At 59.1% G+C, this 23,019-nt stretch carries 23 protein-coding genes and 1 pseudogene; 18 read left to right on the top strand and 6 right to left on the bottom strand.

Going from position 1 to position 23,019, the window contains the following annotated elements; all coding sequences use genetic code 11:
• Nucleotides 1-7: 7 nt before the first annotated feature.
• Nucleotides 8-721, bottom strand: coding sequence for an OmpA family protein (locus tag ACYZUA_RS08935; protein ID WP_461962786.1), 714 nt, complete (start codon nucleotides 719-721; stop codon nucleotides 8-10).
• 90 nt (nucleotides 722-811) lie between these two features.
• Complete coding sequence (locus tag ACYZUA_RS08930; RefSeq protein ID WP_461962785.1) at nucleotides 812-1,507, bottom strand: OmpA family protein; 696 nt, start codon at nucleotides 1,505-1,507, stop codon at nucleotides 812-814.
• A gap of 190 nt (nucleotides 1,508-1,697) precedes the next feature.
• On the opposite strand from ACYZUA_RS08930, the gene ACYZUA_RS08925 reads away from it, so the two are divergent.
• The 4 genes from ACYZUA_RS08925 (at nucleotide 1,698) to ACYZUA_RS08910 (ending at nucleotide 3,522) form a co-directional block, all read left to right on the top strand.
• Nucleotides 1,698-2,195, top strand: a complete 498-nt coding sequence (locus ACYZUA_RS08925; RefSeq protein ID WP_461962784.1) for a DUF6231 family protein — start codon at nucleotides 1,698-1,700, stop codon at nucleotides 2,193-2,195.
• 4 nt (nucleotides 2,196-2,199) lie between these two features.
• Nucleotides 2,200-2,676 carry a YchJ family protein gene (locus ACYZUA_RS08920; protein WP_348127446.1) on the top strand — a complete coding sequence of 159 codons (477 nt, stop codon included), beginning with the start codon at nucleotides 2,200-2,202 and terminating at the stop codon, nucleotides 2,674-2,676.
• A gap of 133 nt (nucleotides 2,677-2,809) precedes the next feature.
• On the top strand, nucleotides 2,810-3,304 hold the full coding sequence (locus ACYZUA_RS08915; protein ID WP_461962783.1) for an LEA/WHy family protein: 495 nt from the start codon (nucleotides 2,810-2,812) through the stop codon (nucleotides 3,302-3,304).
• On the top strand, nucleotides 3,301-3,522 hold the full coding sequence (locus ACYZUA_RS08910; RefSeq protein ID WP_461962782.1) for an SEC-C metal-binding domain-containing protein: 222 nt from the start codon (nucleotides 3,301-3,303) through the stop codon (nucleotides 3,520-3,522). The genes ACYZUA_RS08915 and ACYZUA_RS08910 overlap by 4 nt, the downstream gene beginning before the upstream one ends.
• Before the next feature lie 150 nt (nucleotides 3,523-3,672).
• Here the strand turns inward: ACYZUA_RS08910 and ACYZUA_RS08905 are convergent, their stop codons facing one another.
• Nucleotides 3,673-4,221: a cysteine hydrolase family protein gene (locus tag ACYZUA_RS08905; RefSeq protein WP_461963922.1), complete on the bottom strand. Its 549-nt coding sequence runs from the start codon at nucleotides 4,219-4,221 to the stop codon at nucleotides 3,673-3,675.
• Nucleotides 4,222-4,367: 146 nt separating this feature from the next.
• Between ACYZUA_RS08905 and ACYZUA_RS08900 the strand changes: the two are divergent.
• The 9 genes and pseudogenes from ACYZUA_RS08900 to ACYZUA_RS08860 all read left to right on the top strand — a co-directional run bounded on the left by ACYZUA_RS08900 (nucleotide 4,368) and on the right by ACYZUA_RS08860 (nucleotide 15,279).
• Nucleotides 4,368-5,011: pseudogene (locus ACYZUA_RS08900) on the top strand (glutathione S-transferase N-terminal domain-containing protein).
• Nucleotides 5,012-5,307: 296 nt separating this feature from the next.
• Nucleotides 5,308-7,758 (top strand): penicillin acylase family protein, encoded by a 2,451-nt coding sequence (locus ACYZUA_RS08895; RefSeq protein ID WP_461962781.1) that lies wholly within the window; start codon nucleotides 5,308-5,310, stop codon nucleotides 7,756-7,758.
• A gap of 295 nt (nucleotides 7,759-8,053) precedes the next feature.
• Nucleotides 8,054-9,088 carry a ligase-associated DNA damage response exonuclease gene (locus tag ACYZUA_RS08890; protein ID WP_461962780.1) on the top strand — a complete coding sequence of 345 codons (1,035 nt, stop codon included), beginning with the start codon at nucleotides 8,054-8,056 and terminating at the stop codon, nucleotides 9,086-9,088.
• On the top strand, nucleotides 9,085-10,773 hold the full coding sequence (locus tag ACYZUA_RS08885) for an ATP-dependent DNA ligase (protein WP_461962779.1): 1,689 nt from the start codon (nucleotides 9,085-9,087) through the stop codon (nucleotides 10,771-10,773). The genes ACYZUA_RS08890 and ACYZUA_RS08885 overlap by 4 nt, the downstream gene beginning before the upstream one ends.
• Nucleotides 10,774-11,083: 310 nt before the next feature.
• Entirely contained in the window at nucleotides 11,084-11,866 is a 783-nt protein-coding gene (locus tag ACYZUA_RS08880) for a transporter substrate-binding domain-containing protein (RefSeq protein ID WP_095128052.1), read from the top strand.
• A gap of 56 nt (nucleotides 11,867-11,922) precedes the next feature.
• On the top strand, nucleotides 11,923-12,651 hold the full coding sequence (locus ACYZUA_RS08875) for an ABC transporter permease (protein ID WP_461962778.1): 729 nt from the start codon (nucleotides 11,923-11,925) through the stop codon (nucleotides 12,649-12,651).
• A complete protein-coding gene (locus tag ACYZUA_RS08870; RefSeq protein WP_461962777.1) occupies nucleotides 12,648-13,358 on the top strand; it encodes an ABC transporter permease in 711 nt (236 codons plus the stop codon). Before ACYZUA_RS08875 ends, ACYZUA_RS08870 begins: the two co-directional genes overlap by 4 nt.
• Nucleotides 13,359-13,382: 24 nt before the next feature.
• The gene (locus tag ACYZUA_RS08865) at nucleotides 13,383-14,501 is read left to right on the top strand and encodes a succinylglutamate desuccinylase/aspartoacylase family protein (protein WP_461962776.1); all 1,119 of its coding nucleotides are present in this window, start codon (nucleotides 13,383-13,385) and stop codon (nucleotides 14,499-14,501) included.
• A 13-nt stretch (nucleotides 14,502-14,514) separates the two neighbouring features.
• Entirely contained in the window at nucleotides 14,515-15,279 is a 765-nt protein-coding gene (locus ACYZUA_RS08860; RefSeq protein ID WP_461962775.1) for an ABC transporter ATP-binding protein, read from the top strand.
• A 110-nt stretch (nucleotides 15,280-15,389) separates the two neighbouring features.
• Here the strand turns inward: ACYZUA_RS08860 and ACYZUA_RS08855 are convergent, their stop codons facing one another.
• Complete coding sequence (locus ACYZUA_RS08855) at nucleotides 15,390-15,599, bottom strand: hypothetical protein (RefSeq protein WP_017336784.1); 210 nt, start codon at nucleotides 15,597-15,599, stop codon at nucleotides 15,390-15,392.
• Between the two features lie 105 nt (nucleotides 15,600-15,704).
• A complete protein-coding gene (dcd, locus tag ACYZUA_RS08850) occupies nucleotides 15,705-16,271 on the bottom strand; it encodes a dCTP deaminase (protein ID WP_007904652.1) in 567 nt (188 codons plus the stop codon).
• 355 nt (nucleotides 16,272-16,626) lie between these two features.
• Between dcd and ACYZUA_RS08845 the strand changes: the two genes are divergently transcribed.
• A complete protein-coding gene (locus ACYZUA_RS08845; protein WP_002554837.1) occupies nucleotides 16,627-16,836 on the top strand; it encodes a cold-shock protein in 210 nt (69 codons plus the stop codon).
• Nucleotides 16,837-16,945: 109 nt separating this feature from the next.
• Here ACYZUA_RS08845 and ACYZUA_RS08840 read toward each other — a convergent pair whose 3' ends face one another.
• Complete coding sequence (locus ACYZUA_RS08840) at nucleotides 16,946-17,953, bottom strand: DUF481 domain-containing protein (protein ID WP_461962774.1); 1,008 nt, start codon at nucleotides 17,951-17,953, stop codon at nucleotides 16,946-16,948.
• Between the two features lie 163 nt (nucleotides 17,954-18,116).
• On the opposite strand from ACYZUA_RS08840, the gene ACYZUA_RS08835 reads away from it, so the two are divergent.
• The 4 genes from ACYZUA_RS08835 (at nucleotide 18,117) to ACYZUA_RS08820 (ending at nucleotide 22,897) form a co-directional block, all read left to right on the top strand.
• Complete coding sequence (locus tag ACYZUA_RS08835; protein WP_461962773.1) at nucleotides 18,117-18,470, top strand: MGMT family protein; 354 nt, start codon at nucleotides 18,117-18,119, stop codon at nucleotides 18,468-18,470.
• 44 nt (nucleotides 18,471-18,514) lie between these two features.
• The gene (locus ACYZUA_RS08830) at nucleotides 18,515-20,080 is read left to right on the top strand and encodes an AmpG family muropeptide MFS transporter (protein ID WP_461962772.1); all 1,566 of its coding nucleotides are present in this window, start codon (nucleotides 18,515-18,517) and stop codon (nucleotides 20,078-20,080) included.
• 130 nt (nucleotides 20,081-20,210) lie between these two features.
• Nucleotides 20,211-21,926: a proline--tRNA ligase gene (locus tag ACYZUA_RS08825; protein WP_461962771.1), complete on the top strand. Its 1,716-nt coding sequence runs from the start codon at nucleotides 20,211-20,213 to the stop codon at nucleotides 21,924-21,926.
• Between the two features lie 17 nt (nucleotides 21,927-21,943).
• Complete coding sequence (locus ACYZUA_RS08820; protein WP_461962770.1) at nucleotides 21,944-22,897, top strand: hypothetical protein; 954 nt, start codon at nucleotides 21,944-21,946, stop codon at nucleotides 22,895-22,897.
• The last annotated feature ends 122 nt before the right edge of the window (nucleotides 22,898-23,019 follow it).

Below are 23,019 nucleotides of genomic sequence, written 5' to 3'. Positions count from 1 at the left end.
TCGGGGCTCAGCGATTGATGTGCAACTCCACCCGACGGTTTTTCGCCCGTCCTTCTTCCGTTTCGTTATCGGCCACCGGCTGACTTTGGCCCTTGCCCTCGCTGGTGAGCTTGTTCGGCGCCAGGCCGTGGCTCAACAGGTAAGCCGCCACACTACTGGCGCGACGTTCCGAGAGTGTCTGGTTATAGGTGTCCAAACCTACGCTATCGGTGTGTCCGATCACCTTGATGCTCACCACATCGGCGCTTTGCAGTTTGGGCATCAGCGCATCCAGCTGACTCTGCGCGGCAGGGGTCAGGTCGGATTGGTTGAAGGCAAACAGTACATCGCCCGCGTCGCTCAGGGTGATGACCTCCGATTGCGCAGGTTCGGGCACGCTGGCCGGGTACTGCGGCAATGGACAACCATGATGTTCAACGGAAGTGTTGGCGGGCGTATCAGGGCAGCGATCACGTCGATCGAAGACTCCATCATCGTCTTCGTCGCCATCCTGGGCGTAACAGATCAAGCCACCGGTCAAAATACCAAGCGCCGCCCCACCGGCCGCCCAACCGCTACTTTGGAGAGCGCCCAGACCGCCACCGACCAGGCCGCCGATAACGCTGCAGATTGGCCAGGTTCGTTGATTGAGAGGGGCGGTGCCATCGCTGTGAGTCGCGCAACCGGTCAACAGGCTGCCAAAAAGTACAACCGGCAAGACGGTCCGTGTGAGAACACTCATGGTGAAAGCTCCTGTGTTACCGGCCAATGCCGGTCACACAGGAGTAAAGACCCGCATCCGCGACTGCACAAGCCACGGAGTACGAGGGGTTTAGCGGTTGATTTTGATTTCCGTGCGACGGTTCATCGAGCGGCCGTCAGCGGTGGAGTTATCGGCAACCGGCTGGCTTTCACCGGCACCGGTGACAGAGACGAAGCTGCTGCGTGGTACACCTTGGGAAATCAGGTATTCAACTACCGAGTGAGCACGACGATCCGACAGTTTCTGGTTATAGGTATCGCTGCCCACGCTGTCGGTGTGACCGGTTACAGTCAGTTGGGCGTTAGGCGCTTCCCCTTTCAAGCGAGTGGCGATTTTATCGAGTACCAGTTTGTCGGCAGGAGTAAGCGTGGCCTTGTCGAACTGGAAGTGAACATCGCGAATGACGATGACTTCTTCTCTAACCACCGCTGCTTCTTCGACCACTGGTGCAGGCACCGGTGGAGGGCAACCGTCGGCATCGACACGCACGCCTTTAGGTGTTCCCGGGCACTTGTCGCGGCTATCCGGCACGCCATCACCGTCTTCGTCGCCATCACCGTGAACCCAGCAATAGGCCGCAGCCGTGCCGCCGACGAGCAGCGCGCCATACCCCGCCCATGCCGAGCTCTCGGTCGCGCCGAGACCTGCACCCACGACACCACCGACCGCCGCACAGGTCGGCCAGTCGGTTTTCTGCAAACCTGCGCAACCAGTCAACACACTGGTTAGCAGAACCAAAGGTAATGCTGTGCGAACTATGCTCATCTAGTTTTCTCCTGAGGGATCGGCTTAGAACCGATTCAGGTAGTAAAGACCCGAGTTTTAATCTCCGCCAGCAATAGGCCATTGCAGTTTTAACCCGTGTTCACAGCAGATCGGCGCTTTTAGGACGAACCAGCTCTAGGCCCGGCCATTTGAGCAGGCTAGTCTTGGCAGCTCTGATTGAGGATCTTCGATGATTGCAGGTATTTCTTTGCGCACGCCCCAACAGGCGTTGGCCGCTTTGCTTGATCGTTACGCCCCCGCGCGCCTGTTGCTGATTGGCGCCAGCGAGTTCCCCGCGCTTGAGGCCTTCAAGCTGGCGCACCCGGAAACTTGTGTGGCCCACGCGGCACCCGGGGCGTTGCCAGCCGAATTGGCGGCGCGCCGGTTTGACCTGGCGCTGGTGGTCGATTGCCTCGAACATTTGCCCAAACGCGACGGCCTGAACCTGCTGGGCGGGATCCGCAACCTCAACGCCAGTCGCATCGCGGTGCTGGCGGACTTGTCGGCCAGCGGCTGGCAGGAAACCGACTTTTTCTCCCTGGCCCTGCAAGCCAGCGAACGCTTCCAGCGCGACGATCAAGTGCTGACCCTGTTCACCTATGATCTGCTTGACTATAAACAAGTCCCCGACTGGCTCAATTCACGGTTCTGGGCCAATCCGGAAAACTTCGGGAAATATTGGTGGTAACGCAATGAGTACATCCATTTGCCCCTGCGGCAGCGGCACCCTGCTGGATGCCTGCTGCGGCCATTACCATGCCGGCCATCCGGCGCCGTGTGCCGAAGCCTTGATGCGTTCGCGCTACAGCGCCTACGTACTGGGGCTGATCGATTATCTGGTGGCGACAACCCTGCCCGCGCAACAGGCAGGCCTTGATCGGCAGTCCATCAGCGACTGGAGCGCCCAAAGCACCTGGCTGGGCCTTGAAGTGGAAAGCTCCGAAGTCTTGGGCGGTCAGCCGGAACACGCCTTCGTGACCTTTACCGCGCGCTGGCACGACGGCAGCGGTGAACACAGCCATCGCGAGCGCTCGTCGTTCGTGCAGAACGCCGGCCACTGGTACTTCATCGATCCCACCGTACAGCTCAAGGCCGGGCGCAATGATGCGTGCCCTTGCGCCAGCGGGCAGAAGTTCAAGAAGTGTTGTGCGGGTTATTTCAGCAGTTGAGGTGACGTCAAAAGATCGTCCGAACGCGGCCCGAGCCTTCGGCAGCTCCACACGTCGTATGCCGATCCCGTGTGAGCTGCCGAAGGCTGCGATCTTTTAGGGCTAGACTGGTGATCAAGGGAGAAACCCGACCATGACCACCCGACGGCTCGCACTACATCTGCTCACCCTGTTCCTGTTTCTAGGGCTTGGCGGCTGCGCGTCCTGGTTCGGCGAGGATCTGCGGGAGCCGCAGGTGCACCTGGCCAAGGTCGAAGTGGTCCAGGCCAAACTGATGCAGCAAAAATTCCTGCTGCACTTTCGCGTCGACAACCCCAACGACAGTGACCTGACGGTGCGGGGCATCGAGTACCGCATCCACTTGGGCGACATGCTGCTGACTGAAGGTGAGCACGAACACTGGTTCACCGTCGGGCCCAAGCGCAGTGCCTACTTCAAAGTGCCGATCCGCACCAACCTGTGGCCCAAGGTGCGGGATCTGGTGAAACTGCTGAAAAAACCCGAGCAGCCCATTCCCTATCGTCTGGAAGGTGAACTGGAAACCGGTTTATTCATCGCGCACTACGTGCACCTGGCGCGCAATGGCGTGATAATCCCCGCCGATTTAATTCCGGAGCAAAACCGATGACCCAGCAACCCCATGTCCATGGCCCTGACTGCAACCACGATCATGACCATCACGACCACCATGATCACGACCACGACCACGACCACGGCCATGTCCACGGCCCGAACTGCGGCCACGCCCACCAGGAACCGGTGCGCAACGCCCTGAAAGACGTCGGCCGCAACGACCCTTGCCCCTGCGGCAACGGCAAGAAATTCAAGAAGTGCCACGGCGCTTGATGCTTCGGGCGAAGAACTTCTTCGCCTGTTGAATCGCTATCGCAATTTGTTGCGTAGCAGATCCCTGTAGGAGCATGGCTTGCCCGCGATTGGGTCGCCGCGGTGTATCAGATGGACCGCATCATCGTTCATCGCGGGCAAGCCTTGCTCCTACAAAATCTGTGCGGTGCTGACGACCGTGGCATATTCCCCATGCAAATTACCCAACGACATCGCATGCACTTCCTCGGCTGAATGGGCTTTACCAAAGTAGTCAGCCTTGTCGAACGTAAAGCACGCATCCTCCGCCACCCACGTGTCAAAACCCAGATTACCGGCCGTTCGCGCCGTGGACTCCACTGAGTTGTTGGTCGCTACGCCGACAATGACCAACTGATGGATACCCGCCGCTCGCAAGCTCGCTTCCAGCCCCGTCGCACAAAACGCATCCGGCACCTGTTTTTGAATAAGCTGCTCACCGGTCTGCGGCTGAAACCGTTCCTGAAATTCCACCCCCGATTGCTGCGGCCAGAATACTGAGTCAGGGGAACGGGACAGGTGCTGCACATGAATGACCGGTCGTCCGGTTCGACGCCAATGCCCTAGCAAATCGAGAATTCGCTGCTCGGCCTGAAGATTATTTCGGCGACCGAGTTTGGGATGCAGGATGCCTTTTTGTTGATCGATGATAATCAGCGCCGCGTTTGTTTTAAGCTCCATGCCGGTTTTTCTCATGCGGGGTCATTGAATTTCCCGCACTTCAGCATCACCTGTTCCTACAGGCAAGCTATCGAACGCAAACAGGACGACCTGATGCCGGCGTTTGCTGTCCGCAAGTAACGACATCTTTTGATTTGGAGCACTCCATGATCGACCTGTATTACTGGACCACCCCCAACGGCCACAAAATCTCGATATTCCTGGAAGAAGCCGGCCTGCCGTACAACGTTCACCCGATCAACATCAGCCAGAACGACCAGTTCAAACCCGAATTCCTGAAAATCTCCCCGAACAACAAAATTCCGGCCATCGTCGATCCCGAACCGGCCGATGGCGGTGAGCCATTGGCACTGTTCGAGTCCGGGGCGATTCTGTTGTACCTGGCAGAGAAAACCGGCAAGTTCCTGCCCAAAGACCCGCGCGGTCGCCAACAAGCGCTGCAATGGTTGTTCTGGCAGATGGGCGGCCTGGGGCCGATGGCCGGGCAGAATCATCACTTCAGCCGGTTTGCCCCTGAGAAAATCCCCTACGCGATCAAGCGCTACATCGACGAGACCGCCCGCCTCTCGGGGTCCTCGACAAGCAGCTGGCCGATAAAGACTTCGTCGCCGGCAGCGAATACAGCATTGCCGACATGGCAATCTACCCCTGGATCGTGTCCCACAAGTGGCAGAGCCAGAACCTGGAAGACTTCCCCAACGTGCAGCGCTGGTTCAACCACATCCAGAGCCGTCCGGCGACGGTGAAGGCGTATGCCCTGGTGGCCAAAATCAACCCGCCTAAATCCTGAAAAACGACGCAATCCCCTGTGGCGAGGGGGCTAGCCCCCTCGCCACAGGAGAAGAAATAACCCCGCTGCCGCTTGCGCGGGCACCTCCTGCTCACTAACGTAGCGCCTTTAATGTGCCCGGCCTCGGAAGTCCGTTCATCTTTTGACGAGTGGCTAATGTTGTCAGACAAGGCGCCGCGACGAGTCATAGCCCGCTATGGCGAGGAGCGGCAACGCCGTCTGGCGACATTAGACGCCGTCAAAAGTGAACAGCGACTTTCGAGGCCGGGCACCACTACCCCCGCAGGAGCTTTGCCATGGCCTCGCCAGCCCTTACACATTTTCTTCCCCGGTTCGGCGTTGCCGCAGCAGTGGCCGGTGTTTTGAGCCTGACCGGTTGTCAGACCTGGAACACTCAGGACACCCTCCCGCCAACCACCGGTGTGCAGCCGCTCAAGGGCTTGGCGCAGAACGTTTCGGTACGCCGCAATGCCATGGGCATGCCGTTGATCGAAAGCAACACCTTCCACGACGCGCTGTTCGCCCTGGGTTACGTCCACGCCACCGACCGCATCACACAAATGGTCACCCTGCGCCTGTTGGCTCAGGGCCGTTTGTCGGAGATGTCCGGTTCGGACCTGTTGGACGCTGACCGCTACATGCGCGCCGTCAATCTGAAGAAAAGCGCAGGCGAGCTGTACAAGGCGTCTTCGCCGCGCCTCAAACGCTTCTTCGAAGTCTATGCCCGCGGCGTCAACGCCTACCTGTTCCGCTATCGCGACAAGCTGCCGGCGGACCTCGCGGCTACGGGCTACAAACCTGAATACTGGAAGCCGGAAGATTCGGCGCTGATTTTCTGCCTGCTGAACTTCAGCCAATCAGCGAACCTGCCGGAAGAGATTTCGTCGCTGATGCTGGCCCAAACCGTCAGCAACGACAAACTCCCGTGGCTGACCCCATCCGCTCCCGATGAAAAACTGCCACAAGCCGAAGCTGAAAAACTTCAGGGCATCAAGCTCAACGGGCAAATCCCGGGCCTGGCCGAGATCAGCAAAGCCACAAGCCAACTGTCTGATCTGAATCTGCTGGGCGCCACCTCTTCGAACAACTGGGCGATCGGCCCGCAACGCAGCCGCAGCGGCAAAAGCCTGCTGGCCAGCGACAGCCATGGCCCATTGGGCGTGCCATCGTTGTTCAGCTACGTGCAGATTCGCGCGCCGAAGTACCAGGCTTCTGGTGTGACGATTGCCGGTTTGCCGATGGTGCTCGGCGGTTTCAACGGCAAAGTGGCGTGGAGCATGACCACCGTCATGGGCGACAACCAGGACCTGTTCCTGGAAAAAATCAAACGCCAGGGCAACGGTCTTTCCTACGAGGTGGGCGGCAAATGGCAGCCGGCGATCGTGCGAAACGAAACCTACTTCGTCAAAGGCCAGCGGCCGATTCGCGAAGTGGTGTACGAAACCCGCCATGGCCCGCTGCTCAACAGTGCCCAAGGCACGACGCTGGCCAACGGTTTTGGCCTGGCCTTGCAGACGCCGAACTTCACCGACGACAAGACCCTGGATGCGTTTTTCGACCTGTCCCGCGCCCAGACCGTCGAGAAAGCCTCGGACGCCAGCCGTGAAATCCGCGCCATCGCGCTGAACCTGGTATTCGCCGACGCCAGCAACATCGGCTGGCAAGTCACCGGTCGCTTCCCGAACCGTCGCGAAGGCGAAGGCCTGCTGCCATCGCCCGGCTGGGAAGGTCGTTATGACTGGGACGGTTACGCCGACCCAATGCTCCATCCCTATGACCAGGATCCGGCCCAAGGCTGGCTCGGCACTGCCAACCAGCGAGTCATTCCCCATGGCTACGGCATGCAGTTGTCCAATTCATGGTCGGCACCGGAGCGTGGCGAACGCCTGGCCGAACTGGCAGGCGTGGGTAAACACGACACGCGCAGCCTGATCGCCATGCAATACGACCAGACCACCACTTTCGCTGCCAAGCTGAAGAAAATGTTCGAAGCACCGGGCATGTCGCAACCGCTCAAGCAGGCCATCGAAGCGTTGCCTGTGGCGGATCGTGGCAAGGCTCGCGAGGCGTATACCCGCCTGATGGCCTTCGACGGAAAACTCAGCCCGACCTCCGCTGATGCAGCGATTTACGAGCTGTTCCTCCAGCAAAGCACCCAGCAAATCTTCCTCGACGAACTGGGTCCGGAAAGCAGCCCGGCGTGGAAAGCCTTTATCGCCAATGGCAAGTTGTCCTATGCGGCCCAGGCTGATCACCTGCTGGGGCGTGAGGACAGTCCGTTCTGGGATGACGCTCGCACTCCGCAGAAAGAAGACAAACCGTCGATTCTCGCACGCAGCCTGGCAGCCGCGATCAGCGCGGGCGACAGTCAATTGGGCGGCGATCACAAAGCCTGGCAGTGGGGCAAACCGCACCGCTACGAATGGAAAAACGCCAGTGGCCAGACGGTGCGCGGTCCCCTTGCGGCCGGCGGCGACCACACCACGCTGAATACTGCCGCGTTCGCCTGGGGTCAGGATTTCAACACCACCCTGGCGCCAGCCATGCGCTTGATCGTCGACTTCGGTCAGACCGAACCGCTGATGGGGCAGAACGGTACAGGGCAATCCGGTAATCCGGCGAGTCCGAACTACCTCGACAGCATTGATCCGTGGCTGAAGGGGCAATACATGAGTTTGCCAATGCAGCCGCAGAACTTTGACAAGGTGTATGGGAAAACGCGGTTGACGCTGACTCCTGGCAAGTAAGAGGTCGTCTTTGAGAGCCACCCCAACCCTCCCGAAACGTCGGACCGCCCCACAGGGGAGAGGGGGAAAGGGAGCCGACTTGTATCGTTTCCAAAACCTGAGTTCGACTCGATATCTCAGGTCGATGTAACTCTAAAAAACAACTCGGTCAGCCCCCTCTACCCCTTGGGGAGAGGGTTGGGGTGAGGGGCGGATTTGCGACTCATACAAACCTTCCAACTCCACGAAAAAACAATAGAACTTCTAGCCTCGCGTAAACCTCATAGCTAACAAGTCCCTCCACTTTGGTAACAACATGGATCTTGTTATCGCGCGTCCTGAAGGTTTGTACTGCCCGGCCGGGGATTTCTACATCGACCCGTGGCGGCCAGTCGAACGTTCAGTCATCACCCACGCTCACGGCGACCATGCTCGCCCCGGCAACCGGCATTACCTGGCGGCCGCTCCCGGTGAAGGAATTTTGCGTGCGCGATTAGGCCAGGACATCAACCTGCAAACCCTGCCCTACGGTCAACCCCTGACCCACCAAGGCGTCACCTTGAGCTTTCACCCCGCCGGCCATGTTCTCGGCTCGGCACAGGTGCGTCTGGAATACGGCGGCGAAGTCTGGGTCGCCTCAGGCGACTACAAGATCGAGCCCGACGGTACCTGCGCGCCGTTCGAACCGGTGCGCTGCGATACCTTCATCACTGAATCGACCTTCGGTCTGCCGATTTATCGCTGGCAGCCCCAGGCACAGGTCTTTGCCGAGATCAATCAGTGGTGGCAAGCCAACGCCGCCGCCGACAAAACCAGCGTGTTGTTCTGCTATGCGTTCGGCAAGGCGCAGCGAATTCTCCACGGCATTGATGCCAGCCTCGGCCCCATTCTGGTGCATGGCGCCGTGGAACCGCTCAATCAGGTTTATCGCGAAGGGGGTATTTATTTACCGCCAACGATCTATGCCGGTGAGGTAAAAAAGAGCGATCCCATGATGCGCAAAGCGTTGGTCCTGGCCCCACCTTCGGCTGGCGGCAGCACCTGGATGCGTCGCTACGGTGAGTACAGCGATGGTTTCGCCAGCGGCTGGATGCGTTTGCGTGGCACGCGGCGGCGACGTGGCGTGGATCGGGGTTTCGTGCTGTCTGACCACGCCGATTGGCCCGGCCTGCTCTGGGCCATCGAACAGACCGGTGCTGAGCGCGTGAAGGTGACCCACGGTTCGGTCGGAGTACTGGTGCGCCATCTGCGCGAACAGGGCCTCGATGCCATGAGTTTCAACACCGAGTACGGCGACGATGAGGAAGAAAACGCAGCCGTCGAACCCGAGAGCGCCGAGGTGCTGTCATGAAGGCGTTCGCCGAGTTGTACGCCGAACTCGATGCCACGACGTCGAGCAACGCCAAACTGACGGCGATGCAACACTACTTCGCCGAGGCCGCGCCGGAAGATGCCGCATGGGCTGTTTACTTCTTGTCCGGCGGGCGACCTCGACAACTGGTACCAGTGCGCATCCTGCGAGAGTTGGCGGTGGAAATCTCCGGCCTCTCATCTTGGCTGTTCGAAGAGAGTTATCAGGCGGTCGGCGATCTGGCGGAAACCATTTCGCTGGTGCTGCCCGAAACGCTTCACAGCTCCAACGATGGATTGGCGATCTGGATTGAAGACAAACTGTTGCCGCTGCGCGGTGAAACTCCGCAAGTCCTCGCCGAGCGACTGCCTGCCCTGTGGTCGCAACTGGACCGCCAGAGCCTGATGCTCTGCATCAAACTCATCACCGGCAGCTTCCGCGTCGGGGTCTCCAAATTGCTGGTCACCCGCGCCTTGGCGGCCATGGCCGGGCTCGACAGCAAACGCGTCGCCCAGCGTCTGGTGGGTTACACCGACCTGTCCAACCGTCCGAACGCGCCCGGTTATTTGAAGTTGATCGCCGCCGAATCGTCTGACGAACATGCTCAACGAGGCGGTCAGCCCTATCCGTTTTTCCTGGCCCACGCTCTATCACAACCTGTGGAGCAATTCGAAGCTCTGCTCGGCTCGGCCAGCGATTGGCAAGTGGAATGGAAGTGGGATGGCATTCGCGCCCAAGTGGTCAAACGCGACGGGAGACTGTGGATCTGGTCGCGAGGTGAAGAGCTGGTCACCGAGCGCTTCCCCGAACTCGACAGTCTGGTTCACTGCTTGCCCGAGGGCACGGTGATCGACGGTGAAATCGTTGCCTGGAAAACCGAACAACCCACCACCGAGGACGCCTTCAACCCTCATTCCCCGGATTCACCCGCAGTAAAACCTTTCGCGCTGCTGCAACAGCGGATCGGCCGTAAAACCCTGGACAAAAAAATCCTCGAAGAAGTGCCAGTGGTGATCCTCGCCTACGACCTGCTGGAATGGCAGGGTGAAGACTGGCGCAACCAGCCTCAATCCAGGCGTCGCACTCAACTGGAGCACGTCGTCACCCGCTGCAACAACCCGGTGTTACTCCTTTCACCCCTGCTCACCGGCGAAGACTGGCTCGACCTCGCCCGACAACGGCAAGCCTCCCGCAGGCTCGGTGTCGAAGGCATGATGCTCAAGGCCCGGGATGCGCTGTATGGCGTCGGGCGGACCAAGGACATGGGCGTCTGGTGGAAATGGAAAGTCGACCCGTTCAGCGTTGACGCGGTGCTGATTTATGCGCAACGCGGCCATGGTCGCCGCGCCAGTCTCTATAGCGATTACACCTTCGCCGTGTGGGACGGCCCGCCTGACGCGAGCGAACGCGCACTGGTGCCGTTCGCCAAGGCCTATTCAGGGCTGACAGACGAAGAAATGCGCCAGGTCGACAGCATCGTGCGCAAGACCACCGTAGAGAAATTCGGGCCGGTGAGCAGTGTGACGCCGAGCCTGGTGTTTGAACTGGGATTCGAGGGCATCGCCCTGTCCAAACGACACAAGAGCGGGATTGCGGTGCGGTTTCCGAGGATGTTGCGCTGGCGGCAGGATAAGTCGGTCGAAGAAGCTGACAATCTCGCAACTCTGCATGATTTACTGGGCTAACCAAGTTCCCTGTGGGAGCGAGCCTGCTCGCGATAGCGGTGTATCAGGAAACACTTTACTGCCTGACACTCCGCTATCGCGAGCAGGCTCACTCCCACATGGATCTGCGCCATCCCGAACCAAGTTGGTGCAGCTGTTTTCCGGCGCCCGTTTTCGTGCACAAATCCCTCCTTGCCATTTCTTGAATCACCTTTTAAAACACTTGTTCGGGACTCTGGTTCGGAAATTGCTACTTTCAGTAGGTCTTACGCTTTCCAGTAACAATAATTCTGCGCCACAAGCGCTCATATTGGTTTTTAGGGATTGAATAATGAAAAAAGCATTGCTGACCCTTTCTGCACTGGCGTTGTGCATGGCAGCCGGTTCCGCGCTGGCCAAGGAATACAAGGAATTGCGTTTTGGCGTTGATCCTTCCTACGCTCCGTTTGAGTCAAAAGCGGCTGACGGTAGCCTGGTAGGCTTCGACATCGATCTGGGTAACGCGATCTGCGCCGAGCTGAAGGTCAAGTGCAAATGGGTCGAAAGCGATTTCGACGGCATGATTCCGGGCCTGAAGGCCAATAAATTCGACGGTGTGATTTCTTCGATGACCGTCACCCCGGCCCGCGAAAAAGTTATCGACTTCTCCGACGAGCTGTTCTCCGGTCCAACCGCCTACGTATTCAAGAAAGGTTCCGGCCTGACCGAAGACGTCGCTTCGCTGAAGGGCAAAACCGTCGGCTACGAGCAAGGCACCATTCAGGAAGCCTATGCCAAAGCCGTTCTGGACAAGGCTGGCGTGAAAACCCAGGCCTATCAGAACCAGGATCAGGTGTATTCCGACCTGACTTCGGGTCGCCTCGACGCGGCAATCCAGGACATGCTGCAAGCCGAACTGGGCTTTTTGAAGTCGCCAAAAGGCGAGGGCTACGAAGTCAGCAAGCCAGTGGACAGCGAATTGCTGCCAGCCAAAACAGCTATCGGTATCTCTAAAGGTAACAAAGACCTCAAAGACCTTTTGAATAAAGGTATCAAAGCGTTACACGACGATGGCACCTACGCCACCATTCAGAAGAAACACTTTGGCGATCTGAATCTGTACAGCGGCAAATAATGCCCGGCGCCCATCTTGCGATGGGCGCTTTTTTCATCCGATCAGGTTGCTGATTTATGTTCGAAAACCTATTACAAAATCTGGGGCTCTCAGCCTTCAGCCTCCAGGGCTTCGGTCCGTTGCTGATGGAAGGCACCTGGATGACCATCAAATTGTCGGTGTTGTCGCTGTTGGTGGCCGTGTTGCTCGGCTTGCTCGGCGCCAGCGCCAAGCTGTCAAAAGTCAAACTGATACGCGTACCGGCCCAGCTCTACACCACGCTGATTCGCGGTGTGCCGGACCTGGTGCTGATGCTGTTGATCTTCTACAGCCTGCAGACCTGGCTGACGTCGTTTACCGATTTCATGGAATGGGAATACATCGAGATCAACCCGTTCAGCGCCGGGGTCATCACCCTGGGCTTCATTTATGGCGCGTACTTCACCGAGACCTTCCGTGGCGCGATTCTCGCGGTGCCACGGGGCCAGGTCGAAGCCGCGACCGCGTATGGCCTCAAACGCGGCCAGCGTTTCTGGATCGTGGTGTTCCCGCAGATGATGCGTTTTGCCCTGCCGGGCATCGGTAACAATTGGATGGTGATGCTCAAGGCCACCGCACTGGTCTCGATCATCGGCCTCGCCGACCTGGTCAAGGCTGCGCAGGATGCCGGTAAAAGCACTTATCAGCTGTTCTACTTCCTGGTGCTTGCAGCGCTGATTTACCTGCTGATCACCAGCGCCTCCAATTTCGTCCTGCGCTGGCTCGAACGCCGCTACGCCGCCGGTTCCCGGGAGGCCGTACGATGATTGAGCTCTTGCAGGAATACTGGAAACCTTTCCTTTATACCGACGGCTACAACATCACCGGCCTGGCCATGACCCTGTGGCTGCTCAGCGCGTCGATCTTCATCGGTTTCGTGGTGTCGATCCCGCTGTCCATCGCCCGGGTTTCGCCGCACTTCTACATCCGCTGGCCGGTTCAGTTCTTCACCTATCTGTTCCGGGGTACGCCGCTCTATATTCAGTTGCTGATCTGCTACACCGGGATTTACAGTCTGGCCGCCGTGCGCGCCCAACCCGTACTGGATGCGTTCTTTCGCGATGCGATGAACTGCACGATCCTGGCCTTCGCCCTGAACACCTGCGCCTACACCACGGAGATTTTCGCCGGGGCGATTCGCAGCATGGCGCATGGTGAAGTCGAAGCGGCCAAGGCTTACGGTCTGACAGGCTGGAAGCTGTATGCCTACGTGATCATGCCTTCGGCCCTGCGTCGTTCGTTGCCTTATTACAGCAACGAAGTGATTTTGATGCTGCACTCGACCACCGTGGCCTTCACCGCGACCATCCCGGACGTATTGAAAGTCGCGCGGGACGCCAACTCGGCGACCTTCCTGACCTTCCAGTCGTTCGGCATCGCCGCGCTGATCTACCTGACCATTACCTTTGCGCTGGTCGGCCTGTTCCGCCTCGCCGAACGCCGATGGCTGGCCTTCCTCGGGCCGACCCACTAGGACCCGCTTTAGGAATAAAGAGACATGCGCCACCAGATTCATGACCTGCTGGCCCCGCTGCCGGGGACCGCTCGACAGATTCACAGCTTTCACTTCGGCCCCTCATCGGCCAAAGGCAAGATTTACATCCAGTCATCCCTGCATGCCGATGAAATGCCCGGCATGCTGGTTGCCTGGCACCTCAAGCAACGTCTGGCGCAACTCGAAGCCGCCGGCCGTCTGCGCAGCGAAATCGTGCTGGTGCCTGTGGCCAACCCGGTAGGCCTCGAACAAGTGTTGATGGATGTGCCGCTGGGCCGTTACGACCTCGAAAGCGGGCAGAACTTCAATCGCTGGTTCGTCGATCTGAGCGAAGCCGTTGGCAACGAGATCGAAGGCCGGCTCGGCGACGATCCGCAGCGCAACCTCGAACTGATTCGCAGCAGCCTGCGCAATGCCCTCGCCCAACAGACGGCCAGCACGCAACTGCAATCCCAGCGCCTGGTGCTGCAACGGCTGGCCTGCGATGCCGACATGGTGCTGGACCTGCACTGCGATTTCGAAGCGGTTGCCCACCTTTACACCACGCCCGAGGCCTGGCCGCAGGTCGAGCCACTTGCGCGGTACATCGGTGCCGAAGCCAGCCTGCTGGCCACCGACTCCGGCGGTCAGTCGTTCGATGAATGCTTCACCCTGCTCTGGTGGCAGTTGAAGGAGCGCTTCGGCGAACACTTCGATATTCCGCTGGGCAGTTTCTCGGTCACCATCGAATTGCGCGGTCAGGGCGACGTCAATCATCCATTGGCCAGCCTCGATTGCCAGGCGCTGATCAATTATCTGATGCACTTCGGCGCCATTGCCGGCGAACCCGCGTCGCTGCCCGAGCTGCCCTACCCGGCCACGCCGCTGGCCGGCGTTGAACCGGTGGCAACACCGGTCGGCGGGCTGCTGGTGTTCACCGCGCTACCTGGGGAATACCTCGAAGCCGGGCAACTGATCGCTGAAATCATCGACCCGATCCTTGACCGCGTCACCCCCGTTCATTGCACCGTCGCCGGGTTGATGTACGCCCGTTCGCTACGGCGCATGGCCACTGCCGGCATGGTGATCGCCCACATTGCGGGCACCGAAGCCTATCGCAGCGGCTACCTACTTTCGCCTTGAGGATGCATGCCCCATGTACAAACTGACCATTGAAGGCCTGCATAAAAGCTATGGCGAACATCAAGTACTCAAAGGCGTTTCGCTCAAGGCCAACACCGGCGACGTTATCAGTCTGATCGGCGCCAGCGGCTCGGGCAAAAGTACCTTCCTGCGTTGTATCAACTTTCTCGAACAGCCCAACGACGGCGCCATGAGCCTGGACGGCCAGAACATCCGCATGATCAAGGATCGCCACGGCATGCACGTGGCCGACCCCGATGAACTGCAAAAAATCCGCACTCGCCTGGCCATGGTGTTCCAGCACTTCAACCTGTGGAGCCACATGACGGTGCTGGAAAACATCACCATGGCCCCGCGCCGGGTGCTGGGGTGCAGCAAGCAGGAAGCCGAAGACCGTGCCCGGCGCTATCTCGACAAGGTGGGCCTGGCGGCGCGGGTTGCCGATCAGTACCCGGCATTTCTGTCTGGCGGTCAGCAGCAACGGGTGGCGATTGCCCGCGCGCTGGCGATGGAACCGGAAGTCATGCTGTTCGACGAACCGACCTCAGCGCTCGACCCGGAACTGGTGGGCGAAGTACTGCGCGTGATTCAGGGCCTGGCTGAAGAAGGCCGCACCATGATCATGGTGACCCACGAAATGAGCTTCGCGCGCAAAGTATCGAGCCAGGTGTTGTTCCTGCACCAGGGGCTGGTAGAGGAAGAAGGTGCGCCGGAGGATGTGTTGGGGAATCCGAAGAGTGAGCGGTTGAAGCAGTTCCTGAGCGGTAACCTCAAGTAACCCCACCACCCGTAGGAGCAAAGCTTGCTCGCGATGAAGGCGACGCGGTCCATTAACGACCGAGTTATCGTTCATCGCGAGCAAGCTTTGCTCCTACACGCGTTTGGGTATCAGGCTACAGGCGCGGGAGGCGGCTCATCCGGCAGCGTCGGCTCACCGGGCTCGGTGGGTTGTTCGTTGGGGGTATCGGGATCAGGCTGACCGGGGATGCCCCCTGCCATGCTGATAGGTGGATGTGCCAACAAGGACCAGGCCAAAACGCCAACCTGATTGGGCTCAAGCCTTGCCAGTTCGGCACTTATTCTCGGATCGATCTTCATAAGGCACTCCTGAGCGATGGCCCGTCCGCGTTGCGCGAACCGGGCAGTACACCCAATAGAGTGTCTACCCGCTCAAGAATTCCCACGACTTGCCAGACGAACGGATCAGGTGCGCGGCAGGGTAACGCCGCGCTGGCCCTGATACTTGCCGCCACGGTCCTTGTAGGACACTTCGCACTCTTCGTCGGATTCAAGGAACAGCATCTGTGCCACGCCTTCGTTCGCGTAGATTTTCGCTGGCAGATTAGTGGTGTTGGAGAACTCCAGGGTCACATGACCCTCCCACTCAGGCTCAAGCGGCGTGACGTTGACGATGATACCGCAACGCGCATAGGTGCTTTTACCCAGGCAAATGGTCAATACGTTACGCGGAATGCGGAAATATTCGACGGTGCTGGCCAGGGCGAAAGAGTTCGGCGGAATGATGCACACGTCGCTGTGGATGTCGACGAAGCTGCCGGCATCGAAGTTTTTCGGGTCGACGATAGCCGAATTGATGTTGGTGAACACCTTGAAATGATTTGTGCAGCGCACATCGTAGCCGTAGCTTGACACGCCGTAGGAGATCACACGGCTATCGTCGCTGCCGCGCACCTGGCGCTCTACGAAGGGCTCGATCATGCCGTGCTCTTGCGCCATGCGGCGAATCCACTTGTCCGATTTGATGCTCATGGCGGGTGTCCTGAATAGCGAGGTGGAAAAAATCTGTCCGGCATCTTACCGGTCGCGCGCTTCGGGTTCAAAGTCCGGGGCACAAATCTTGCCGATCCCCCCGTAATTTACGGGCCTCGCGGGAAAACCGGCGGACCGTCAGTCATGAAAACAGAGAAACCTTCGTCGCAAGCATTGGCACGTTCCGGAAAAAGGGTTAAGGTGGCGCCACTGTGCTGCTTGTGTCACTGAGAATCTCTACACGATATGTTGAATTTCGATCCAACCATCTACAAGAATTTTTCCTGCTCTTTGCACTCAGTCTCGGCCAGGGTTCTTCCTGCGTCGCAGTTATCTTTGTTCAAGGAGTTACACCATGTCTAATCGCCAAACTGGTACCGTTAAGTGGTTCAACGATGAAAAAGGCTTCGGCTTCATCACTCCACAATCCGGTGACGACCTGTTCGTTCACTTCAAAGCTATCCAATCCGACGGCTTCAAAAGCCTGAAAGAAGGCCAACAGGTTTCTTTCATCGCTACCCGCGGTCAGAAAGGCATGCAAGCTGAAGAAGTTCAAGTTATCTAACTTGTACTTGCTTTAGTAAAAAGCCCCGCCCTCAAAAGCGGGGCTTTTTTGTGCCTGTCTGTTTTGCAGGCAAAAAAAATCGCAGCCCATGGCTGCGATTTTTTGCGTCTTACCAAGCCACGCCAAACCCAGCGGTGTACCGGGTCTTATCCAAATCAGCATCGTCGGTGCCGCTGATGATGTCTCTCTCGGCCTTCAGGTTAAGCGACGCCCACTCGGTCACTTTGTAGCGCAAACCCATTTCGGCATCGAGCGCGTACTCCGCAACGCCCGACAACGGCTTGCCCACTTCGCCGTTCGTGAAGAACTCCACCTTCTTACCGATCAGGTAGCGGTTGTAGTCCCACTTCATCGCCACGGAATAGAAGTTTTCTTTGCCGCCGTCTGCGAACTCATAGTCCGTGCGGTTGACCAGCGAGCCCAGGGAGAATGCGCCCAGCTCGTTGTCCCAGAACTGGTAACCGGGGCCGGTACCGACGGTGCGCTGGCGGGACAGCTCTTCGACCTTGTCGCGCTTATAGACCGCGCGCCCTTGCCAGAACCATTTTTCGGTCAGGAAGCGGTCGAGCGAGTATTCGCCCCGCCAATTGTCGGTAGTGACCACGTCATCCTGAAATTCGCGGTTGTACTCGCCTTCTGCGGTGTGTCGCCATCTGCCATGACGCGCCGTGGTCTTGAAATCGATATCGTAATCGTCGGTGTCTTTCTCGGCCCGCTGATAATCCAGCGCCGCATCGACATTACCCTTCCACACCAAATCCTCGACGACAGGCTTGGGCTTGAGGATTTGCTGAATGCTGGCCAGTTCGACGGTCTTGGGACCGTCGCCATTGGCCAGGGTAACCTTGCCGTCTTCTGCCGCATGCAGCGCCTTGGCCTTCTCGCCGGTGTAGGCATCCTGCTTGACCAGCAACTGCTGGTCGCTTTCCAGGGTTTTGACCTGTTTCCAGTCGATCGGGACCGCACCGGCGTATTCGGTCTGGATCAACAGCTTGCCGCCATCGAAAACGGTGATCTTGCCGCTCAGCTTGTCACCGTTCTTCAACCAGACGGTATCGGCGAGCAAGGGCGTGGAGGCACTGACGACAGCGAGGCACAGCAGGGCTCTGGACAACATAAGCAAATACAGGCTCAGGTTTGCGAAAAAAAGTCGGCATTATCCATACGAATAAGACCCTAGCAAGGACTGACCCGACTATTTGTATTGAGTTCATTTCTCAACAGGCGATCCAGGATTTACTCTACAGACGGTAAGGCGAACTTTTTCAGGAACTGCCGACGTGACCGACTCAAACACTGAAACCGATAGTCCGGCGCACATCCGACGCGCGGCGCTGTACCTGACACTGGCGCAAGTCCCAGAGGGCAAAGTCGTAAGTTACGGCCAACTTGCCGAGCTGGCCGGACTGGGTCGCGCCGCCCGCTTCGTCGGACGGACACTGAGCCAACTGCCGGGCGACAGCAAATTACCCTGGCACCGCGTGCTCGGTGCCGGCGGGCGTATCAGCCTGCCTGCAGGCAGCCCTTCGGGGGATGAACAACGCGCGCGTTTGCGCATGGAGGGCATCAGTATCCTGAACAATCGTGTTGATATTCAGCGCCATGGCTGGCGCCCGGTAGAGCACAGCGGTTAGAGTGCGCGCTTTGTTTCCGTATTTCTTGAGGCAGACTCCAGCCCATGCCCCGTAAAACCTGGCGCGCCGCGCTCGCCGCCTATGCCAGCCCCTCGACGCTTGTACTGTTGCTGCTTGGTTTCGCCGCCGGCCTGCCCTACATGCTGGTGTTTTCGACACTTTCGGTCTGGCTGCGCGAAGCCGGCGTAGCTCGCGAAACCATTGGCTATGCAAGCCTGATAGGCCTGGCCTACGCCTTTAAATGGGTCTGGTCACCGCTGCTCGACCAATGGCGCCTGCCATTTCTCGGCAAGCTCGGTCGCCGACGTTCCTGGCTGGTGCTTTCCCAGGCACTGGTCATCCTCGGCCTGATCGGGATGGGTTTCTGCGACCCGCAAAAGCATTTGTCCTGGCTGATCGCTATTGCTGTGGTTGTCGCCTTCGCTTCGGCGACCCAAGACATTGCAGTCGACGCCTATCGCCTGGAAATCGCCGACGACACCCGCCAGGCGGCGCTCGCCGCCAGTTACATGGCCGGTTATCGGATCGCTGCACTGCTGGCGACCGCCGGGGCCCTGTTCTTCGCTGAAGGCTTCGGCTCGACCGGCTTCAATTACCAGCATTCGGCATGGGCCGGCACTTATGTGCTGTTCGGCGTCCTGATGGTGCCGGCGCTGCTGACCTCCCTTTTCATGCGCGAACCGCCAGTGCCACTGCGCACCCAACTCCAGGCCGGGCGCTACAGCTTCGTGCATCAACTGGCATCGGTGTTTGTGCTGATCGTGTTGCTGGTGTCCGTGCCGGCGTTGTTCACCCAGCTCTACAACACCGACTTCGCCAGCGTGCTGTTCGAAGGCACGAGCCTGCTCGACCTGCTGCTCGAAGACCGCGCGTTCCTGCGGGCGATCCTCTATACCACGCTCACCGCCCTGTGCCTGTCAGCCATGGGCCGCCGCGGTCTGGCGCCGGTGCTGACGCCGGTCAACGACTTCATTCTGCGTTATCGCTGGCAAGCGCTATTGCTGCTCGGGCTGATCGCCACTTATCGGATGTCGGATACAGTCATGGGCGTAATGGCCAACGTGTTCTACATCGACCAGGGCTTCACCAAGGATCAGATCGCCAGCGTCAGCAAGATCTTTGGCCTGATCATGACCCTGGTCGGCGCCGGAATGGGCGGCCTGCTGATCGTGCGCTTCGGCATTTTGCCGATTCTGTTCATCGGCGGCGTTACATCGGCTGGCACCAACTTGCTGTTCCTGATGCTTGCCGACATGGGGGCCGACCTGAACATGCTGATTGGCACCATCTCCCTGGACAACTTCAGCTCGGGCCTGGCGACGTCGGCATTCGTTGCCTACCTGTCGAGCCTGACCAACCTCAAGTTCTCCGCCACCCAGTACGCCCTGCTCAGCTCGATCATGCTCCTGCTGCCACGCCTGATCGGCGGCTATTCGGGGGTCATGGTGGAAAAATTCGGTTATCACAACTTCTTCCTGATCACTGCCCTGCTGGGTGTGCCGACGCTGCTGTTGATCGCCTTGCACTGGTTCCAGGAAAACCGCCGCGAAGGCCCGAAACCGACACCGGAACCAGCCCCGCCCCCGGCCCAGGTCTTGGAAGAATCGTAAGACATTTCGCAGAGGACGCGACGAATCCCGCCCTCCTGCCATACCGCCGACCGCACGCCTGTACGTCAGCAGATCTCGCCCGTACAATGCTCCGTCATTTCTCGTCATCAGCAACCGACAACGGCCAACCATGCGCACCAGTCAATTTTTGCTCGCCACACAGAAAGAAACGCCTTCCGACGCGGTCGTGATCAGCCATCAGCTGATGCTGCGCGCCGGCATGATCCGCAAACTCGCCTCGGGCCTGTACACCTGGCTGCCGATGGGCTTGCGAGTGATGCGCAAGGTCGAAGCCATCGTTCGTGAAGAAATGAACGCCGCGGGCTCTCTCGAAGTGTTGATGCCGAGCACCCAACCGGCTGAGCTGTGGCAGGAATCCGGTCGCTGGGAAGAATACGGCCCTGAATTGTTGCGTTTCAAGGATCGCCACGGTCGCGATTTCTGCGCCGGCCCGACCCACGAAGAAGTCATCACTGACCTGATGCGCAACGAGTTGAGCAGCTACAAACAGCTGCCGATCAACCTGTACCAGATCCAGACCAAATTCCGTGACGAAATCCGTCCACGCTTCGGTTTGATGCGCGGTCGCGAATTCATCATGAAGGACGCCTACTCCTTCCACGCTGACCAGCCATCGCTGCAGGTCACCTACGACCGCATGCACCAGGCGTATTGCAACGTGTTCACCCGTCTGGGCCTGAAATTCCGCCCGGTTGAAGCCGACAACGGCTCGATCGGTGGTGCTGGCTCCCACGAGTTCCACGTGCTGGCCGAATCCGGCGAAGACGATATCGCCTTCAGCAACGGTTCCGACTACGCGGCGAACATCGAGAAAGCCGAAGCCGTGCCACGCGAGACCTCCCGCGCCGCACCTGCCGAAGCGCTGCGTCTGGTCGACACGCCGAACGCCAAGACCATCGCGCAACTGGTCGAAGGCTTCAACCTGCCGATTGAAAAGACCATCAAGACCCTCGTGGTTCACGCAGAAGAGAAAGGCAAGCTGATTGCCTTGATCATCCGTGGCGACCACGAGCTGAACGAAATCAAGGCCGGCAACCAGCCTGGCGTTGCCAGCCCGCTGGTCATGGCATCCGAAGCCGAACTGCGCGACGCCATTGGCGCCGGTGCCGGCTCTCTCGGCCCGTTGAACCTGCCGCTGCCAATCATCATCGACCGTTCCGTCGAGCTGATGAGCGACTTCGGCATCGGTGCCAACATCGACGACAAACACTATTTCGGCGTGAACTGGGAGCGTGATCTGCCGGTTCCGACCGTTGCCGACCTGCGTAACGTGGTCGCCGGCGACCCGAGCCCGGATGGCAAGGGCACCCTGGAAATCAAGCGCGGCATCGAAGTCGGGCACATCTTCCAGCTGGGCAACAAGTACAGCAAAGCGATGAAGTGCGAAGTGCTGGGCGAGAATGGCAAGCCAGTCACCCTGGAAATGGGTTGCTACGGCATCGGCGTTTCCCGCGTGGTGGCTGCGGCCATCGAGCAGAACAACGACGCCAACGGGATCATCTGGAGTGACACGCTGGCCCCGTTCCAGATCGCTCTGGTACCGCTGCGCTACGAAACCGAACAGGTTCGCGAAGCCACCGACAAGCTGTATGCAGAATTGACTGCCGCCGGCTTCGAAGTACTGCTGGACGACCGCGACAAGAAAACCAGCCCGGGCATCAAGTTCGCGGACATGGAGCTGATCGGTATTCCTCACCGGATCGTGGTCAGTGACCGCGGCCTCGCCGATGGCAATCTGGAATACAAGAGCCGCACCGAGCCCGAAGCGCAAGCGCTGCCGGTCGCCGACGTGCTGTCCTTCCTTCAGTCCCGTATCCGCCGCTGACACCAGATAGAGAAGTCATGTTCAAGCGAAACACCTTAGGCCTCGGTGGTGCCGCCCTGTGCGGCACCCTGCTGGTCAGCGGCTGTGCCAATCACATGTCACAACGCAGCGAGCACGAGGAACGTGTCGAGCGTAAATTGCTCGATCACAGCCTGCAGATTGATGTCGGCGAGCCCAAGGTGCTTGAGCTGCCGCAACGTCGGGTGAAGATCCACGAGCAGAAGACGTTCGAAGTCACCGAATTCGAAGTCACACGCCACTACGACCGCTACACGCCTTACCAACCCTGGCGGGAGGCTTACGAGATCCCGCTGGGTGCGGTGGCCGTGGTGGCCGGTGTCGGTGCGAACGTGGTCAATGTGTTCGCTCTCGGCAACCTGCCGGACAGCGTGACGAAAGATTGGTTGAGCTATGGTTTTGCCGGGCTCAACCCGTTCATGAACGTGCAGTCTCATGGTCGTGCGCAGCAGAACCTGGCGGGAATCGACGAGGTCCAGCTCGACAAGCGCACCGAATATTCGAGCCTGCCATGGAGCGAGCGTCCGGTTGAGGTCAAGGCTGGCAAGGAAACGTTCCAGCTGAGCACCGACAAAAACGGTGTATTGCGCGTGAATCTGCTGGACAGCCCATTCGCCGAACATGACATCAATCATTTGAGCCGGCTGCTGATCAGTGTTCAGGACGCCCGGGACGATGTGCACACCGATTCGTCCCTGGCGGTCAGTAGCTCCTTGCGCGGCAAGCTGCTCGAAGCTCACGGGCTGATTTACGACGACCTCGAAGACGACGAAGTGAGCCAGTGGGTCCACCGGGTCAAACGCTTGTCGGAACTGGGCCTGGAAGAAGAAGCCACCGAGCTGGAACAAAGCCTGATCGAACTGACGCGCAACGATCCCGAGTTGCAGACCGAATTCCTCAAGTCATTGACCAAGGATGCCGGGCGACTGGTAGCGGATCCGGGACCGAATTAAGGCCTGAAAGCATCGTCGGAACGCCGCCCGGAGCCGGCTCGCTCCCACAGGGGATATGAGGTGGTCACAATTTTTGTGTTCACTGCAAACCCAATGTGGGAGTGAGCCTGCTCGCGATGACG

Source organism: Pseudomonas sp. LS2P72, from assembly GCF_054897865.1.
Note: the sequence above shows the minus strand (reverse complement) of the source record. Positions and strands in the feature narration are given on the sequence as shown.